The sequence below is a fragment of the Streptomyces sp. NPDC104309 genome, assembly GCF_055584025.1.
The window spans coordinates 17,459-33,866 of sequence record NZ_JBVJMV010000005.1; the positions used below are offsets into that span (position 1 = coordinate 17,459).

Below are 16,408 nucleotides of genomic sequence, written 5' to 3' on the forward strand. Positions count from 1 at the left end.
GAGCTTCGGCCAGGCTGGACAGGCTGGCTAAGCGCTTGCTCAGTCCTGCTTAAAAGTTACCCGGCGGTCATCGACGCTGTCCAGGGTGATGCTCAGCACGCCCGCCCCGATCTTCCGGCCGCGGGACGCGCGGGAGCCCTTCCCGGCCACCTGCCGGGAAGGGCTCCTCACGTCCTGCCCGCTCCTGCCTACTGGGGCTTGAAGGAGCGGATCTGGTAGCTCCCCTGGAGGTTGCCGCCACTTCCGGCGGCGGTGGATCCGACCCGGGAGTTGTAGTTGGTGTTCGTGTAGTACTGCACGCGGTGCCCGGTCCCGTTCCAGACGGAGCGGACGTTCTTGCCCTGCTGGATGAAGGGGCAGTCGTCGGCGGTATTCGCCCGCTGCTTGTCCGGCCACTGGCAGCGGGTGCCACCTCCGTTCCAGTCGCTGTAGATACAGAAGTGACCGGGGCTGCAGTTGTAGGACGCCGTGGTGCTCTCGACGGTGGCGTTCTGGACGGCGGCGTTCTCGGCTGCTGTGGCTGCGACGGGTCCGGTGCCGAGTCCCAGCGCCAAGGCGAGCGAGGTGACGGCGAGCGCGGTGATGCGGTTCATGGCGAAGCCCCTTCATTCCCGTGTGTGACGGATCGGGCACTCTTGGTGATCAATACCGTGTCACGGCTGTGGTCGCAGAAGGCAGGGCGGAGGGAGGGGCGCCCGAAGCGTGTGTCACGGCTCGGGACGCCCCTGTGTACACCGGCGCGCACGGCCGCCGTTCGCCTGCCCGGACTACGGGGTCATGGGTGCAGGCTTCACGGGTTCACTGCGTGCGGTAGGCGTCGAGAACGGTCTGGGTGAGGGTGTTCCCCTCGGTGTCGGTCAGCGCGGCGCGCAAAGAGACGCCGGTGCCCGCGCGCGGGTTGTGGATCGTGACGGCGCCCCGCTCGACCGGGACCCGGGTCCACGACGTGCCACCGTCCACGGACATCGAGACCGCCATCGAACGTGTGCGTCCGTTCGCGGCGGCGCCCAGCACGGTGACCGGGACACGGAGCGTCTCGTTCGCCACCGCGGTGCCGGTCGGGCTGAGTTCGGGCGAGAACCGCACGGCGCTCACCGGCACCGGGACCGGACCCGTCGTCGTGTCCGAGGTGAAGGTCCACGACGTGGTCACCCGCGTGGCGACGCCGGGCGCACCGCCGCGCTTCACCGTGCTGGTGAGCCGGTACGCCGCGCGCCCCGGCGCCACGGTGAACCCGGCCTTTCCGGGGGTGCCGGTCTTCGTCCCGACGAGCACACCGTCGCGGTGCAGGGTGGTCGACGCCGTGTCGTACGACGGTGACGACGGCACGTGGCCGTCGCCGTCGGCGAGCAGCGGGACATCGACGGCGAGCCGGTTGCCGTCGCGCACGATGCCGGGGCGGTCGGTGAGATCAGGGCCGAAGACGGCGTTGTCGAAGGTGTGGGTGGTCGTGCTTCCGGCGCGCACGGCGATGCCGTCGGCGCTGTAGCGGTTCGATGCCGCGCCGGGCGCGTTGGGGGCCCAGTAGGTGAGGTCCCAGGTGCCGCGTTCGGGCGTCACGAGGTAGGTGGCGGTCGCGGGGACCGACAGGGCCTGGGTGACGCCGAGGGTCGGTCCGGCAGTGGGTTGCAGGTCGACGGTCGCCCTCCCCTCGGTGCCCGGCCGCGCCGCGCCGCGGATCTGCACCGTGGCCAGGTCCTTCGCGGCGGGGTGCCGGACGAGCCCGGTCAGGGCGCGGCTGCCGGTGAAGGTGTGGCCGAGCGCGTAGCCGACGGTGTCGCTCGTCCAGTAGGAGTCGAACCACTGCTTCACCGAGCCGGGTTCGCTGTCGGGGCCCAGATGCGCGACGCGCAGGTTCGGTGTGCCGTTGACCAGGTTGGCGCTCTCGACCGCGCCGTCGTGCTCGACCTGGACGAACATCGCGCTGTGCTGGAACCTCGCGGAGCGGTCGGGCGGCCGTACGTCGACGGGGGCGGTGGTCCGCGCGTCGACGGTGACGGTGGTGTCGTGGTCGAGGTCGAGGCGCGGCTGGACGACCCAGTCCGTGCCGTCCGCCGCCGTGCCGGTGGTCAGGGAACTGTCCAGGAGATACCGGCCCTTGGGCAGACGCACGGTGGTCGTGCCGGAGGCGTCGTACGGCTGGACGGCCTCGTCGGCACCCGGCCCGGAGACTCCGGTGACGTGGGTGGTGTAGTCCGCCGTCCTGTGGCCGGTGCGGTCGAGGTGATTGATCGTGAGGGTGTACGTCGCCGGCTCCGCGGCGAAGGCGGCGGTGTTCCACGCGGGCGTCGTGCTGCTGACCAGGGCGACGGCGAGAGCGAGTGTCCGGAGCGCGCTCCGGCGGGATACGGAAGAACTGTTCATGACGTGCACTGCACTGCCGGGCGCCGCCGTTCCCGTGAGCTGAGTCACACGGATGCGGGGCGTGACCCCGGGGCGGGCACGCGTGTGGCGCACGTCACCGGAACCGGCGCAACGGACGCGGCAGTGCAGAGTGTGGAATCACTCATGAGGAATCGCTTCCGCCGCGGAGATCGCGACGCCCTGGGGGAGCTGTACGACGAGCACGCCCAAGTGGTGTACCGCTATGCCCTGCGGGTGACGGGCGACTGGGCGGAGGCCGAGGACGTCGTCTCGGCGACCTTCCTGGAGGCGTGGCGCAGCCGGGAGAAGCTGCGCCCCGACGGGGACGGTCTGCGCCCGTGGCTGCTGGGCATCGCCACCAACATCATGCGCCGCAACGCACGCGCACGCCGATGCCGCGAGATCGCGCTCGCCCGCGTCCCGGAACGCGGCTCGATCCCGGACTTCGCCGACGACCTCGTCACGCACCTCGCGGACACCGAGCAACTGCGTGCCGCGCACGCCGCCCTCGCCCGCCTGCGGCGCCGGGACCGGGAGGTCTTCACGCTGGTGGTGTGGGCCGGCCTGGACTACGCGGCAGCGGCCGAGGCGCTCGGCGTGCCGGTCGGCACCGTCCGGTCGCGCCTGTCCCGCGCCCGCACCCGACTGCGCGAGCTCACCGAGGCCGAAACCCGCGCCACACGCGCGCCGGACACGCGGGCCGGAACCGAACGGCCACCGGCGGCGGGAAGCGGAGCCCCCGCCACCAGCAACCCCACCACCCCCGACAAGCCGCTGCCGGGCCGCACCCCCGTGGCCCCGTTGCTGACCCAGGAGAACCACGGATGAACCTCACCTCGCGGCGCCGCACGCACGACCGGTCCGAGGAGACCGAACGCCCCGGCCTCACCGCACTGATGCCCCCGCCGTCGGTCCCCGGCCTGGACCCCGACCGTGAACTGCTGCTGAAGGAAGCGCTGCTGCGCGAGGCCGCCGTCGCCGAACCGCGCGGAGGCCTCTCCCCCCAGGTCTCGCGCCCGCGCCGACGTCTGGTCCGGGTCATGGTGCCCGCTGTCGCCTGCGCCCTGGCGGTCGGCGGCGTCGTGGTGGTCAACCTCGCGGACTCGCCGGGGCACGGCCCCACCGCGGCCTCGGGCGGCCGCACCCCCGGCACGTCCGAAGCGGCACAGCTCCTCGACCGCATCGCACTCGCCGCCGCCGGGGAGAGGCAACCGACGGTCCGCGCCGACCAGTTCGTGTACATCGAGAGCAAGGTCGCCTTCGCCGGGCAGAGCGCCGGGGGCGGCAAGGTGACCATGCCTGCCGCGCACACGCGGCAGGTGTGGCTGTCCGCCGACGGCAGCCGCCCCGGTCTGCTGCGCGAGGAGGGCGAGCCCGACTCCTCGCTCGGCGATGACGCACCGGTCTACGACCTCGACGGCCGAGGGGCGACGCCCCGGCCGCGCACCGCACACAAGAAGGCCGCGTCGATCAGCGACCCGACGCACGAGTACGTCGCGTCGCTGCCCACCGACCCGGACGCCCTGCTGAAGCTGATCCGGGACGAGACCCACGGGCAGGGCCAGGACCCGGACCAGCGAGCGTTCACCGCGATCGGCGACCTGCTGGCCGAGACCTGGGCACCCCCGCAGGTCGGCGCCGCGCTCTACCAGGCCGCCGCGAAGATCCCCGGAGTCACCGTGATCGATGCGGCCACCGACGCCGCAGGACGCGAGGGTGTCGCCGTCGCCCGTACGGCACACGGGCAGCAGACGCAGTGGATCTTCGACCGGACCACGTACGCGTTCCTCGGCGAGCGCACGGTCCTCACCGAATCCGGCGACGCCGGCCCGGCCGGAACCGTTGTCGGCATCTCCGCGGTCCTCACCAAGGCCGCGGTCGACCGTACCGGCGAGACTCCCGCCCCGACGACGGCGTAACACGGCAGCTCTGCACACTCGCGTGGCCTGAACGGCTCCGTTCCGTATCCCCGTCCCGCAGCTCCGTCGCCGGTCCGCCTCCGTTGCGGGCCGGCGATGGGACGTTCGCTGGACGCCGGAGTATCAGGCGGGGAAGGTGTTGTCCTTGACCGCGGCGACGAAGGCCGACCAACCGGCTGCCGGGAAGACGAGGGCGGGGCCGTGCGGGACCTTGGAGTCGCGGACGGGGACGCCGGAGGGGTGACCGTCCAACACCTCGACGCAGCTGTCGTTCGCGCTTGAGCTGTACGACGACTTGTGCCAGCCGCTCAACGTGGACGCGTCCGGGATGGCGCGCTCAGTCATGGTGTCCGTACTCCTTCGCTGCCGTCCTCAGCAGGGCTTGCGACTCCTTCAGCGGCAGGGCGTCGCTCAGGGCCAGATCGTATCGGCTCTGCAACTTCCGTACCACGGACGGAGAATCCTGCACCTTACCCATGGATAAGCCCTCGCTGTACGCCAACGGTGGCTGGTCCTCGAACCACATCAGCGTGAGCATGCCGTCCATGAGGGGGTGTAAGCCCAGTGCGAACGGCATCACGTGTACGCGGATGCGCTCGGTCTCGGCCAAGCGGACGATGTGCATGAGCTGTTCCGCCATGACGCCCGGCCCGCCTACGGGGCGACGCAGCACCCCCTCGTCCAGCAGCGCCCAGACGACGGGCGTCACCGGGTCGCTCAGGATCCTGGCCCGTTCAAGGCGTGTGACGACGTTCTTGTCACGCTCCTCGGCGCTCGTGGGCGGGAACGCCGAGCCGAGGACCGCGCGAGCGTATCTCTCCGTCTGAAGGATGCCGGGCACGAAGTTCAGGGCGAACTCCCTGATCATCGTGGCCTGGGGTTCGAGCTGGCGCACGGGTTCGAAATGGTTGGCGACGGTGCCGTCGTTCTTGCTCGGCAGGAAGCTGCTCAACACATCACCCGTGTTGAGGGCCTTGTCCAGGCGCCGGGCGTCCTCCTCGGACGGGATGCGGCGCCCCGCCTCGATGTGTGAGATGTGCGACCGCGTCATGATCGCCGCCTCGGCCAGCTCCTGCTGCGTCAGTCCGGCCGCTTCCCGCTGCGCCTTCAGCCAATCCCCATAGGTATTACTCATGGTCAACTCCCGTGCGCCAAAGGGCCTGTCACCTGGAACCCCCTGGCGAGCCTAGTCCGCGCCGTCTCACTCTGTGAGTGGATCGCTACACAGCGGTGGCTCGTCCGGACGTCGACCGCTGCCGTCACACGGTCCGGGAAAACGGCCATCTACCTCAACGGAGTTGACGACGTGCTGTGCTGTATCGCCGATGCTTTTGAGCCGCTGTTGCGGTTCCTGTGGCCCGCCCAGGGGTGCCACCAGCCCATGGACTCGTATCGTGCCGAGCCGACCGCAGGCGTACACCCCGCGCCAGGCGTCGGCGTCGCGCCTCGCCCGATCCATGGTGTCGAGGTGACCGCGTGATCGCCCCGAACGCCCAGGACTCCGATTTGGTACGTCTGCTTCCGTGGTCCGGCGTGGACGGGAACCCGTGTTACGTCATCGGTGACGGGACCGGATACGTCTCCCGCGTCGCCGACAACGTCGAGAGCGTGCAACTCGGCATGGCCGCTGAACTCCTCGATCACGTCGACGACATGTTCGACGATTCCGAGGTCACGTCGGTGCAGCTCCGCTATGTCGTGGCCCGCATGGCCGAGGCGCTGCGCGATGTGTGCCGCATCGCCGAGAGCAGGGGCCTTCGCCTCCGGTCCTCCGGCCGGGGTCCCGGCGTCCCGGACGCCGACGCGTGTCCTTCGGAGTCCTGAATTCACCATGCCCCGGCCCGGTGATGCCCCTCGCGTCCTGGGCCGGAGGCGGCTGCGAAGCCGCACGAGAGATCCGTGGTGACCAGATCGGTGAGCGGGCCCGGCGTACATAGCGGGTTCGGAGTCGTCGCACAGCCCCCCATGTCCAGTGCCCCGTTCACTCTCAGTTCGGCGAGCAGCACCAGGCCGACAAGGGCGCGCCCCACCGCAGAATCAGGCCGCGTCCCGTTGGCGGTCACGCCGCTCTGCCACCGCCTACGTCGACTGCCGACCAGGGAAGTTCCATCGCCTGGACGACCTCATCGGCCTCATGACGCCGGGCGGCCTCTACGTCGTCGACGACCTGCTGCCGCAACCCACATGGCCCAGCGACCATCAGCCGCGCGTCGACAGCTTCCTCGCACAACTGCCCGAGCATGCCAACTTGCTTGGAACAGCCGCGACATGGGCATCCGGGGTGCTCGTCGGAACACGTATCTGACGGACTATCGTGGGCGGCATGTCCGCCCCTGAGCTGATCCGCATCGTGTCCCGCGACTCGCCTATGGCCCTTGCCCAGGTGGAGCGCGTCCGTGCCGAGCTGGCCGCGCTCCACCCCGCCACCGCCACCGAAGTTGTGCCGGTCAAAACGACCGGTGACAAATGGATGGGCGACCTCGCCCAGGTCGAAGGCAAAGGCGCGTTCACCAAAGAGGTCGACCAGGCGCTGCTCGCGGGCGAGGCCGATCTCGCGGTGCATTGTGTCAAGGACGTCCCCGCCGACCGGCCCCTGCCCGCCGGCACCACCTTCGCCGCCTTCCTGAAACGCGACGACATCCGCGACGCGCTCATCCACCCCGGCGGCCTCCACCTCGACCAGCTCCCGCACGGCACCCGGATCGGCACCTCGTCCGTACGGCGCATCGCCCAGCTGACCGCGTCCCACCCACACCTCGTCTGCGTGCCGATGCGCGGCAACGCGAACCGGCGCCTGGAGAAGCTCGCCGCAGGGGAGGCAGACGCACTGCTCCTGGCCGCTTCCGGGCTGGACCGCATCGGTCGCACCGACGTGATCACAGAGATCCTGTCGCCCGAGGCGATGTGCCCGCCGATCGGGGCCGGGGTCCTCGCCCTGCAATGCCGCGAGGGTGACACCGCCCTCATCGACCTCGTGAGCCCACTCGGCGACCCCGCCACGCATCGCGAGACCACTGCCGAGCGCATGTTCCTCCACGTCCTGCAGGGGCATTGCAACAGCCCCATCGCGGGATACGCCCGGGTCGAAGGCAACGGCGAACTTTCGCTGCGGGCCAAGGTCTTCACGCCCGACGGAAAAACGGTCCTGAACGCGCACGAGTGGGCCGGCCGTCTCGACCCCGCCACGCTCGGCACGTCCGTTGCCGTTGCCCTGCTGCGTCAGGGGGCGCGGGAGCTGATTGACGGCATTGCCCACTGAGCCCTCAGCCCAGGGCTCATCCCCCGCCTGAAGCGGCCCGAGCGCGGATCCGGCCGACGAACCTGGGCGCCCCCATACCCTCAGTAGCGGCGACGCCTCCACGGCGGAGTCGGCACCATACCCGTCACGCGCTACCAACTGCGGGCGGACCCGGATCCATTCCGGTTGAAACCCCTGCGCACTACTCGAACGTCGCAGAGACTCCTCTTGTCGACGCAGGAAGAAACGCGGCTTTGCTCATCTCGCACAGATCGGCCGCCTTCGTGAACCGAGCGGACTCCACGTCGTGCATGGGGCGACTGGGCTGGTGAGGGCGCTTGAGCGAGTTCGACTGACGGGCGCGCCGGCGCTTGCGCGAGAGAGGCTCGGCCGGTCGCTGCGTTCCAGGCTGCGGTCCCTCCTCGCCGCTGCCTGCTCGCCCGACGCCCCCCACCAGGCAATGGGAGTGACCATGAATGCCGATCCGTGCGACGGCGCAGCCGACTACGCGTGTTCCTCATGGACGCGCCAAGCGCACACCCGTTCATCATGTGACTAATTGAAATATCTCTTTCAGTTGGTGGCAAAGCGGGAACTGAGGTGGGTGAAGGGTCTGGGAGGCCCGACACCAGCGAGCAGGACGGCTTCGGCCACCCACCCCCCGCGCATCCGGTTCGACCGGCGAGCGTTGCGGCCTCCACCGCATCCTGTGAACCCGCGGGCGACACAGAGCGAAACCAAGGGCTTTCTCCCGATGTCCCGGACGCATCCGCAGCCAACGCACCGCGGTCCGTGAGGGGCCCTGCAGTGCCGGAACCGCGACACACGGAGGGGCCCATGCAGGGGGTGGAACACCCGGAGGCGAACTGGGTACAGGTGAACCTGACCCCGCGTTCCCGTGCCTGGCCGAGCCTGTACGACTGGCTCGCCGACGCCGCACGCGACCTCCTCGACGCGCATGCCGCACGCGCGTTTTTTTACATGCACAAGCCCCCGGGCCTGCGGGTGCGCTTCCAGGCGTCCGGGGCGGGCGCCGCCTTCTCCCTGCGGGCCGAACTCCTCGACCAGCTCGCATGGTTCGACGGGCTGGCCGCCCCGCCGGTGTGCGCGGTGTACGAGCCGGAGTCCTATCTCTTCGGCGGGCCCGCCTCCATGCCGTGGGTGCACGAGGTGTTCACGGCGGACTCGCTGGCCTGGCTCGACCATTACGCCCGATGCGGGGACGGTGACGGGCAGGCGCCGGCCGACTGGCGCCTCTCCCTCCTGCTGCTCCGCGAGATGTTCGACGGCCTGGGGATCGTCGGCCGGGAGCACCGGGGCGTCTGGGAGGCGGTGCGCACGGACACCGGACGCGCCCTGGCCGGCGGCCCCTGGGACGTCGCGCTCCGCCAGGCCGCCCAGGGCATCCGCACCTACTGGCAACGGCCGCGCGCACAACTGCTGGACGCGATGCCCGAGGCCTGGCGCGCGTCGCAGGAGCTCCACGGCGAGGCGGTACGCCGGGCCGCGGATCGCTGGCGCACGGGCTACTTCGAGGCCGGTGACGTGGTGCGTGGACCGCGCCGCGCCGCCGCCCACGCCGTGATCTTCCACTGGAACCGGGGACGGCTGTCGTACGCCCGGCAGAGCCTGCTCGCCGAGGCCCTGGCCGACGACGGGGCGGGGGACTGAGATGACCGACGCCCGAGTCCACTCCCGTCACGCCGCGACCGAGGGCCGGTTCCTCGGCGCTGCCGCTCCGGAAGGAAACAGGAGGAAGCGTCATGCCCATCATGGAACGCACCGACCTCGACCCCCTGATCGACGAACCGGACGAGCGGATCACCGGCACCGAGCTGCCCGCCGTCGACAGCCTGGCGTGCGGCTCGGTCCTCGTCTGCGACTCGACCTTCGGTGGATCCACCGTCAACTGCTGACGGCTCTCCACCCGGACATCACCTGTCCACCGCCGAGTTGAACGGAGTCACCCGGACCCGATCCGGGTGGCTCCCCCGACGAGGAGCTCCGATGCACCCAGGCAGCCAGGCCGCGTCGCGCCGCGCGGCTCTCGACAGCGCCATCCGAACCGCCGTCCGACTGTTCGACGATTTCTCCGAGGGCGGGCACGCGACGCCCGACCCCGGCATTCCCGTACTGGCCAGTCTGGTCGCCGAGACGCGCGGCCCGGCGGCGCGGACACCCGACCCCGTGGCGGCGGCGAGCGCCGGACGCGCGGTGGCCACGTGGGCGCGGACCATCGGTCGCGGCGCCTGCCATTCCGGGCTGTACGACGGCGGGTTGGCCGGAACGCTCGTCGGCCTGCGACTCGGCGCCCGCATCCACCCACCCCTGCACCGCGCCGCCGACCGGCTGCGCGACCACCTGCTGGACAGGGCGGGGACGCGCCCCTGGCGGGCGGCGGACGTCGGCCTGTCCGACTACGACCTCATCAGCGGACCGTCCGGCACACTGCTGGCGCTCTGCGTCGGCACGCCCCAGCCGAGACGGAGCGAACTCCTGCCATTCACAGTCCACTTGACGGAGCTGTGCGACAGCGGTGACCTGCGTCGACTGCGCGCCGGCCAGTATTCCGGCCACCCGGGCCTGGGCTGGATGCAGGGCCGGGTGAACACCGGCATGGGGCACGGCGTGGCGGGGCTCGTCGCCGCGCTCACCGCCGCCGTCCGCCGCGTCGGCCCGGAGCAGGAGCTGCTGGACGCCCTGCGCGGCGCCACCCGTTGGCTGGTACGGCAGTCCTTCGACGACGACCGGTCCATCCGTAGCTGGGACCCGGCGGGGCTCGACGGCCTGCCTCCTTCAGGGGCACGAGCCCGCCAGGCGTGGTGTTACGGCACCCCCGGTGTCACCTGGGCGCTGTGGGACGCGGCCGACGCCCTGGGCGACAGGTCGACGGCCGACTGGGCGGCGACCGCGTTCACCACCCTCGCGGAGCGGTACGACGAGGACCTCGACCTCTTCGGCGATCCCCTGACGGACCGACTCGGGCTGTGTCACGGTGCGGCGGGCGTGCTGGCCGTGGCGGACGCCTTCCACCGATGGGCCCGCCTGCCGGCCGCCGCCGCGCTCGGCGACCGCCTGGCCGATCACCTGGGCCGACGACTCCCGGCGGCGCTCACCTCCGGCGGACCCCGAACCACCCGGCCCGGCCGGACCTCGGCGGCTCGCACCTCGCTGCTCGACGGAGCCCCGGGCGCACTGGGCGCCCTCCTCACCGCCGACCACAACGCCTCGCGCGACTGGCTGCCCTGCTTCGGGCTGCGGTAGTGACGGCAGCGTCCCGCCGCGTCACAGCCGCCGTCCGCGCTGGTGGAGGTATTCGGCCCGGCACGGCAAGGACTCTTACGCCCGGATCGCCGGCCACGCCTGTAGTCCTTTATTTCAGCCCGGCGGTCCTGCCAGGGCCTTGAACGCCGGGCGGAGCAGGTCGGCGATGCGGTCGGCCGGGGCGTCACGCAGAGCGGCCAGGCCGAGGAACTGGTGGCCGATGGTGACGCCCAGCAAGGTGGCGATGACCAGTGCGGCGCGCAGCTCGGGGTACTCGGCTGCGGGCAGGGCAGCGCTGACGCTGTCGATCTGCCGATCGAGGGTGGCGCGGACGTGATCGGCTGCTGTCGGGTCGGTGAGCATGGAGCGCAACATCACCAGCGTGCCCTCGGGAAGGCCGCCGAGCTTGAGGTCGAGCGTGGCCAGCAGCTGATCGACGAGCGCGTCGGTGTCAGTGGCTGCCGGCAGTGTGGGGAACGCCTGCACCGTTTGGGTGAAGAGCTCGCGCTTCGAGCCGAAGTACTGCATGACGAGAGCCGGGTCGACGCCTGCCGCGGTCGCCACGGCGCGGATGGTGGTGCGATCGAATCCCTTCTCGGCGAACAGCTCCCGGGCGCTGTTGAGGATGCGCAGTTCGGTGGCTCGGCGGCGGTCGGCGCGGGACCGGTGAGGGGAGGGCACTAATTCACTCTACAGCCGTTGACCGAACCCTCGGCCGACTCCTACGGTGGTTGGGTCAACGCGTGTTGAGTGAATGGAGTGATCCCTGTGCCGGACCTGGAGACACCTGCCCTCCGCACCCCTCGCGAGGTGCTGGCCTGCTACTACCAGGCCATGCTCGACAAGTCCGCAGACGATCTCGCCGACCTGTATGCCGTGGACGCGGTGCACGAGTTCCCGTTCACCTCTCCTGGCTTTCCCCCGCGTTACGAGGGGCGCGAGGCCGTGCGTGCGGGATACCGGGTGGCCTGGGGCGCCAGCCCCGTCCGGGTGGAGGAGATCAGGAAGACCGCAGCCCACGAGACCGCCGATCCGGAAGTGATCATCGCTGAGCATGTCGTGGTAGCAACGCTGCCGACCAGACGCACCACCTTCACCGTCCCCGGTCTCCTGATGCTCCACGTCCACAGCGGACTGATCACGCGGGTCCGCGACTACATGGACGGCTTGGGAGTCGTCGGCGCCAGAGGATGAAGGCCGGACCGACAGGGGCGGACCAGGTCACCTGAGACCCAAGGTGAATCGGACCAGATCCCTTGAGATGAGACCAGGTCCCTGAAGACGGGACACGATCGCTCTCGGTCGGTGCCTCATGGCTCTGCTTGTGAGATTGCTGAAAGTGACCTTCGGCGGAGCGAAGGGTACTTTTTTGCGGCGCGATGCCGGCGAGGACAGCGAGGACACGTCAAGCCCGGGCGACTGCTGCCGTGCTGTCAGGTTCTGTCCCGGCCGTCCTGGAGGATCCCTCCTGTTTCGCCGTCGAGCAGGCTTGCGTTCACGGAGTCGGGACCGGGTGCCAAGGTGCGTCAGCGAGGGTGGGGTGGGCGTCCGCGGTCAGCCGGAGCGCGTACACCGGGCGTTCGCCGGGCACCGGGCCCAGGTAGTCGTGGCCGACCATGTGGCACCAGGCCGGCAGGTCGAGGGGTGCGGCCGGGTCCGTCGCGATCACGTGCACCACGGTCCCCGGCGGCGCTCCCTCGATCTGCCTGCGAAGACGCAGCAGGAGCGTGACGCACAGCAGTCCGGCGCCGTCAACGGTGATGTCCGCCGGGGGCATCAGGTCGCCGCTCACCGGGGCAGGGTCTGGGTGACGCGCCACAGGCGGCGGGGCAGGTCGCCTTCCTCGAAGGCGTGGACCTCGTCGAGTGTCCAGCCGTCGGCGAGGGAGTCGACCAGACGGCGGGGGAAGAAATGCACGGCGAAGCCTCCGTGTTCGTGGATGTCGTCGCCGTGGGCGATGCCGGTGCCGTAATGGGCGTCGCCGGTGTGCCGGACGGTGTAGACGAAGGTCCCGCCGGGCCGCAGCACCCGACGGACCTCACGCACGAGGCCGTGGATCTCCTCGGTGGGCAGGGCCATGCACAGCAGCATGTGCGCGAAGACCGCGTCCACGGACGCGTCCGGCAGCGGCAAGGGCTCGCGTACGTCGTGGACCGTGGTGGTCACCCGCTCGGCGACGTCCTGGGACAGCGCGGCCCGGCGCAGCTGTTCCAGGCCGACGGGGCTGAAGTCGGCGGCCCGGACGCTGAATCCCTGGCGGGCGAGCCAGAGGGCGTCGCGGCCGTGTCCGGCGCCCAGCTCCAGCACGTCCTTCGCTCCGGCCGCGCGGAAGACCCGGGCGGCGTGGACGGCGGGGGCGGAGGGCTCTTCGCCGTACATGCCCGGGTGGGAGGTGTAGGTGTTCTGCCAGTGCTGCCGTTGTGTCTCGGCCAGCTCCTCGGCGCCGTCGCTCATATCCGCTTTCTTCCCTTTCCGGATTCCCCGACAGCCTAGGCCGTGTCGTCCCGGAGGGCGTCGGCCAGGGCCTGGCGCAGTTGGTCGGCCGTTGGTACGCCGGCCAGGCCGTCCGGGGTCCGGTACATGCGGCAGGTCAGTCCCGGGGCCCGGCCGGGCTCGGCGAAGGGGTCACGTCCGTCGATCAGGATCGTCGGCGAGCCGGTGAAGTGCGCGGCCTCCGCCTCGGCCTGGGTGGTGAGAGTGCGGGTCCGGAACGTCACATCGTGCAGGCCCAGCCCGGCGAGCTCCTGATGGAGGCGGTCGGCGGCGGTCCGGGTGTTCGGGCAGTCGGGCACGACCAGCAGTTCGATCTTCATGGCGTCGTTGTGCATGTTGTGTTCCCGTCGGGATCAGGTGCGGCAGTCGCCGCCGGGGCGGCAGCCGCACGGGTCGGCCTCCGAGGCGGCGGCCGGCGTCGTGGGGGCGGAGCTTGGGGCGCAGCAGCCCTTGCCCTGCCAGGCATCACGGCCTTCCCTGACGGCGATGGCGGCGATGACAAGGGCGGCGATCGGGTCGGCCCAGGACCAGCCGAGCACCAGGTTGGCCAGCAGGCCGGCCAGGAGCACGGCGGAGAGGTAGGTGCAGAGCAGGGTCTGCTTGGAGTCGGCGACGGCGGAGGCGGAGCCGAGTTCCCGGCCGGCCTTGCGCTGGGCCGCGGACAGGAACGGCATGATCGCCAGCGAGAGCGCGGCGACGACGATGCCGGGGACGGAGCGGTCGGCATCGCCGGATCCGGTCAGCGCGCGCACGGAGTCGACGCTCACGTACAGCGCGAGGGCGAAGAAGGAGACGGCGATGATCCGCAGCGCGCGCTGCTCGCGGGCTTCGCGGACGGCGTGGTCGGTCGCGGAGAACTGCCAGGCGACGGCTGCGGCGGAGGACACCTCGATGACGGAGTCGAGCCCGAAGCCGATCAGCGCGGTGGAGGAGGCGACGGTGCCGGCGGTGATCGCGACGATTGCCTCGATGACGTTGTAGGCGATGGTCGCGGCGACCAGCAGGCGGATGCGTCGGGTCAGCGCATCACGGCGGGCCGGGCTCGGGCCGAGTGATACCGCGGTCATTCAGCAGCATCCCTTCTCGTCCGCCTCGACGCAGGTACGGTCGGCCTCGACGGCGACGACGGCGTTGCGCAAGTCGTCCAAGGCGTGCCCGAGACGTTCGTCGGCGAGCTCGTAGCGGGTGCGCCGGCCGTCGGGGACGGTCACGACCAGGCCGCAGTCGCGCAGGCACGCGAGGTGATTCGACAGCCGGGTCCGGGAGATCTGCAGAGAGTCGGCGAGGTCGGCCGGGTAGGCCGGGGCCTGCCCCAGGGCGAGCAGTATGCGGCAGCGGATGGGGTCGGCGAGGGCGCGACCGAACCGCGCCAGCACCTCGATGTCAGCGGCGAGAGTCAGCACACCATGACAGTACATGAATTCGTGAATTCAGCAATGCGTGGATCGTTGTCGCCGATACGGCTGCTCGCCTCCGCGCCGTGGGCGGGGTGAGGCCCCTGGCCTCGGCATCCCGGTGCAGCCGCATCGTTTGGCCCGCACCTCGGCCAACTGGGGCCGACGGGCGGTGTGGTGTCGGTATGTCAGGAGTGTCGTCGGCTCACCGCTGCCGCAACGCGAACCACAGCTCCGTCCGTACGTCCATGTCGTCCAGGTCCGCGTCCAGCAGCGTCGCGCAGCGGGCGATGCGCTGGCGGACCGTGTTGCGGTGGACCTGGAGGGCGGTGGCCGTGCGGTCCCAGCTGCCGTGCAGGCTCAGCCAGCAGCGCAGGGTCTCGGCCAGGGGCTCGGTGAGCGGGGCGAGGAGGGCGCGGGCGTGGGCCTCCGCCTGGTCGGGAGGGATCAGGGCGGCCAGGCCGGCTCCGGCGCCGGTGTGGTGGTGGGCCAGCGGGGTGCGGGTGGCCACGGCGCGGCCCAGGGCGCGGGTCGCCTGGCCGTCGGCGAGGTCGAGTGCCGTGATGGGTGCGGGGGAGGAGGCGCCGAGCGTCCAGCCGGGCTGCGGGGTGATCCGGTCGCCGCCGGGGACCAGCACCCTGACGGCGTCGCGGCCCCGGCCCGCGTCGACCAGGGCCGAGCCGAGGGCGGCGCCCAGCGCGCCGGCGGTGAGCGGGTCGACCGGGCCGTCGCCGCTGCGGCGCGCGCGCACCACCGTCCACTGCTCGGCGCAGCCGAGCAGCGGCGCGACGTCCTGCGGGTCCGCGCCCAGCAGCATCCGGACGAGGGCGGCCGACCGGCCCGCCGCGTCGGCGCCCTGGTGCGGGGCGGCCAGCAGGGAGAGCAGGACGACCGCGACCCCGGCGATGGTGTGGTCGCCCGCCTCGCGCCGGTCCGTCGCCAGTGCCAGGACGAGGCCCTGGCCGCCGCCCAGCGCGTACGCGGACAGGTGTGCCTTACGCAGGGTGTCGGTGGCGGACGTCGGGGCGGGGCGCGTCACGGTGGAGACCACCCGGGTGAGCCGGGTCAGCGCAGCCCCGATGTCGGGGGCCGGGCGGCGGCCCGACGCGTGCAGTTCCTCGCCGTCGGCGGAGAGCAGCACCGCCCGGCCCTCCAGTTGGGCCGCCAGCTGGTGCAGTACCGCGGGGATCGGGTCCGGCCTGGCCGCCGCCGTGGCCAGGGCCTGCTGGGCCCGGGTCACCCGGCGCAGCTCGCGGTGCCGGGCCTCGGCCATCAGCCGCCACACCGCCCGCGCGATCGTCGTGAACGGGGTCTCGGGCGGCACCTCCACCAGCGGCAGCCCATGCCGGTCGCACGCCTCGATCAGCGCCTGCGGCACCGTGTCGAACACCGGCGTCACCCCGAAACCGAGCGCCGCCGCCCCCGCCTCCACCAGCCGGGCCACATAGGCGTCCGGGTCCTTGAGCAGCACCCCGGCGCTCAGCAGCAGCTCACCGCCGAGCAGATACGGGTACGGGTCGGCCATCTCCGAGGTGTGCACCCACAACAGATCCGCCTCGGCCGGACCCGCGATCCGGTGCAGCCCGAGCTCCTCACGGGCGAGCAGCTCCGTGAGCGGGATCGGGGGCGTGGGGGGAGCGGAGAGGGGAGGGGGACTGGGCGGGGCGACCCCGGCCGAGGCTTCCGGCATGGACGGTCCATCCATCGAGGATTTCAATTATGGATGAAACGTACAC

20 protein-coding genes are annotated in these 16,408 nt (G+C 71.4%); 9 read left to right on the forward strand and 11 right to left on the reverse strand.

Translation table 11 applies throughout. The annotated features are described in order from the left end of the window. Positions 1-188: 188 nt before the first annotated feature. Positions 189-593 carry a peptidase inhibitor family I36 protein gene (locus tag ACZ68L_RS08640; protein WP_469575335.1) on the reverse strand — a complete coding sequence of 135 codons (405 nt, stop codon included), beginning with the start codon at positions 591-593 and terminating at the stop codon, positions 189-191. A 205-nt stretch (positions 594-798) separates the two neighbouring features. Beyond that, the gene (locus tag ACZ68L_RS08645) at positions 799-2,364 is read right to left on the reverse strand and encodes a serine protease (RefSeq protein ID WP_469575336.1); all 1,566 of its coding nucleotides are present in this window, start codon (positions 2,362-2,364) and stop codon (positions 799-801) included. A gap of 144 nt (positions 2,365-2,508) precedes the next feature. Between ACZ68L_RS08645 and ACZ68L_RS08650 the strand changes: the two genes are divergently transcribed. After that, positions 2,509-3,192 (forward strand): RNA polymerase sigma factor, encoded by a 684-nt coding sequence (locus tag ACZ68L_RS08650; protein WP_469575339.1) that lies wholly within the window; start codon positions 2,509-2,511, stop codon positions 3,190-3,192. Next, the gene (locus tag ACZ68L_RS08655; RefSeq protein WP_469575342.1) at positions 3,189-4,283 is read left to right on the forward strand and encodes a CU044_5270 family protein; all 1,095 of its coding nucleotides are present in this window, start codon (positions 3,189-3,191) and stop codon (positions 4,281-4,283) included. The genes ACZ68L_RS08650 and ACZ68L_RS08655 overlap by 4 nt, the downstream gene beginning before the upstream one ends. A gap of 123 nt (positions 4,284-4,406) precedes the next feature. Here the strand turns inward: ACZ68L_RS08655 and ACZ68L_RS08660 are convergent, their stop codons facing one another. Both ACZ68L_RS08660 and ACZ68L_RS08665 read right to left on the reverse strand, forming a co-directional pair. Next, positions 4,407-4,628 (reverse strand): DUF397 domain-containing protein, encoded by a 222-nt coding sequence (locus ACZ68L_RS08660; protein WP_469575344.1) that lies wholly within the window; start codon positions 4,626-4,628, stop codon positions 4,407-4,409. Further along, a complete protein-coding gene (locus tag ACZ68L_RS08665) occupies positions 4,621-5,418 on the reverse strand; it encodes a helix-turn-helix domain-containing protein (RefSeq protein WP_469575345.1) in 798 nt (265 codons plus the stop codon). The genes ACZ68L_RS08660 and ACZ68L_RS08665 overlap by 8 nt, the downstream gene beginning before the upstream one ends. 341 nt (positions 5,419-5,759) lie before the next feature. Between ACZ68L_RS08665 and ACZ68L_RS08670 the strand changes: the two genes are divergently transcribed. The 6 genes from ACZ68L_RS08670 to ACZ68L_RS08695 all read left to right on the forward strand — a co-directional run bounded on the left by ACZ68L_RS08670 (position 5,760) and on the right by ACZ68L_RS08695 (position 10,785). Further along, positions 5,760-6,107 carry a hypothetical protein gene (locus ACZ68L_RS08670; protein WP_469575347.1) on the forward strand — a complete coding sequence of 116 codons (348 nt, stop codon included), beginning with the start codon at positions 5,760-5,762 and terminating at the stop codon, positions 6,105-6,107. 310 nt (positions 6,108-6,417) lie between these two features. Further along, positions 6,418-6,588: a hypothetical protein gene (locus tag ACZ68L_RS08675; protein WP_469575348.1), complete on the forward strand. Its 171-nt coding sequence runs from the start codon at positions 6,418-6,420 to the stop codon at positions 6,586-6,588. 18 nt (positions 6,589-6,606) lie between these two features. Further along, a complete protein-coding gene (gene hemC / locus ACZ68L_RS08680; protein WP_469575350.1) occupies positions 6,607-7,542 on the forward strand; it encodes a hydroxymethylbilane synthase in 936 nt (311 codons plus the stop codon). Positions 7,543-8,358: 816 nt separating this feature from the next. Next, positions 8,359-9,192: a thiopeptide-type bacteriocin biosynthesis protein gene (locus ACZ68L_RS08685; protein ID WP_469575351.1), complete on the forward strand. Its 834-nt coding sequence runs from the start codon at positions 8,359-8,361 to the stop codon at positions 9,190-9,192. Between the two features lie 92 nt (positions 9,193-9,284). Next, a complete protein-coding gene (locus tag ACZ68L_RS08690; protein WP_469575354.1) occupies positions 9,285-9,437 on the forward strand; it encodes a hypothetical protein in 153 nt (50 codons plus the stop codon). A gap of 91 nt (positions 9,438-9,528) precedes the next feature. Continuing rightward, positions 9,529-10,785 (forward strand): lanthionine synthetase LanC family protein, encoded by a 1,257-nt coding sequence (locus ACZ68L_RS08695; protein ID WP_469575356.1) that lies wholly within the window; start codon positions 9,529-9,531, stop codon positions 10,783-10,785. 114 nt (positions 10,786-10,899) lie between these two features. Here the strand turns inward: ACZ68L_RS08695 and ACZ68L_RS08700 are convergent, their stop codons facing one another. After that, positions 10,900-11,466 (reverse strand): TetR/AcrR family transcriptional regulator, encoded by a 567-nt coding sequence (locus ACZ68L_RS08700; RefSeq protein WP_469575357.1) that lies wholly within the window; start codon positions 11,464-11,466, stop codon positions 10,900-10,902. A gap of 87 nt (positions 11,467-11,553) precedes the next feature. Here ACZ68L_RS08700 and ACZ68L_RS08705 point away from each other — a divergent pair, with 87 nt between their 5' ends. Then, a complete protein-coding gene (locus ACZ68L_RS08705) occupies positions 11,554-11,979 on the forward strand; it encodes a nuclear transport factor 2 family protein (RefSeq protein WP_469575358.1) in 426 nt (141 codons plus the stop codon). 301 nt (positions 11,980-12,280) lie between these two features. Here ACZ68L_RS08705 and ACZ68L_RS08710 read toward each other — a convergent pair whose 3' ends face one another. From ACZ68L_RS08710 to ACZ68L_RS08735, 6 genes are all read right to left on the reverse strand, one after another. Further along, a complete protein-coding gene (locus tag ACZ68L_RS08710; protein ID WP_469575869.1) occupies positions 12,281-12,562 on the reverse strand; it encodes a sulfurtransferase TusA family protein in 282 nt (93 codons plus the stop codon). Positions 12,563-12,573: 11 nt separating this feature from the next. Then, positions 12,574-13,239, reverse strand: coding sequence for a class I SAM-dependent methyltransferase (locus tag ACZ68L_RS08715; protein ID WP_469575359.1), 666 nt, complete (start codon positions 13,237-13,239; stop codon positions 12,574-12,576). Positions 13,240-13,274: 35 nt separating this feature from the next. After that, positions 13,275-13,613, reverse strand: a complete 339-nt coding sequence (locus tag ACZ68L_RS08720; protein WP_469575361.1) for a hypothetical protein — start codon at positions 13,611-13,613, stop codon at positions 13,275-13,277. 18 nt (positions 13,614-13,631) lie between these two features. Further along, positions 13,632-14,345: a cation efflux transmembrane domain-containing protein gene (locus ACZ68L_RS08725; protein WP_469575363.1), complete on the reverse strand. Its 714-nt coding sequence runs from the start codon at positions 14,343-14,345 to the stop codon at positions 13,632-13,634. After that, positions 14,346-14,681: an ArsR/SmtB family transcription factor gene (locus ACZ68L_RS08730; protein WP_469575365.1), complete on the reverse strand. Its 336-nt coding sequence runs from the start codon at positions 14,679-14,681 to the stop codon at positions 14,346-14,348. A gap of 196 nt (positions 14,682-14,877) precedes the next feature. Then, positions 14,878-16,362 (reverse strand): PucR family transcriptional regulator ligand-binding domain-containing protein, encoded by a 1,485-nt coding sequence (locus ACZ68L_RS08735; protein WP_469575367.1) that lies wholly within the window; start codon positions 16,360-16,362, stop codon positions 14,878-14,880. Positions 16,363-16,408: the final 46 nt, after the last annotated feature.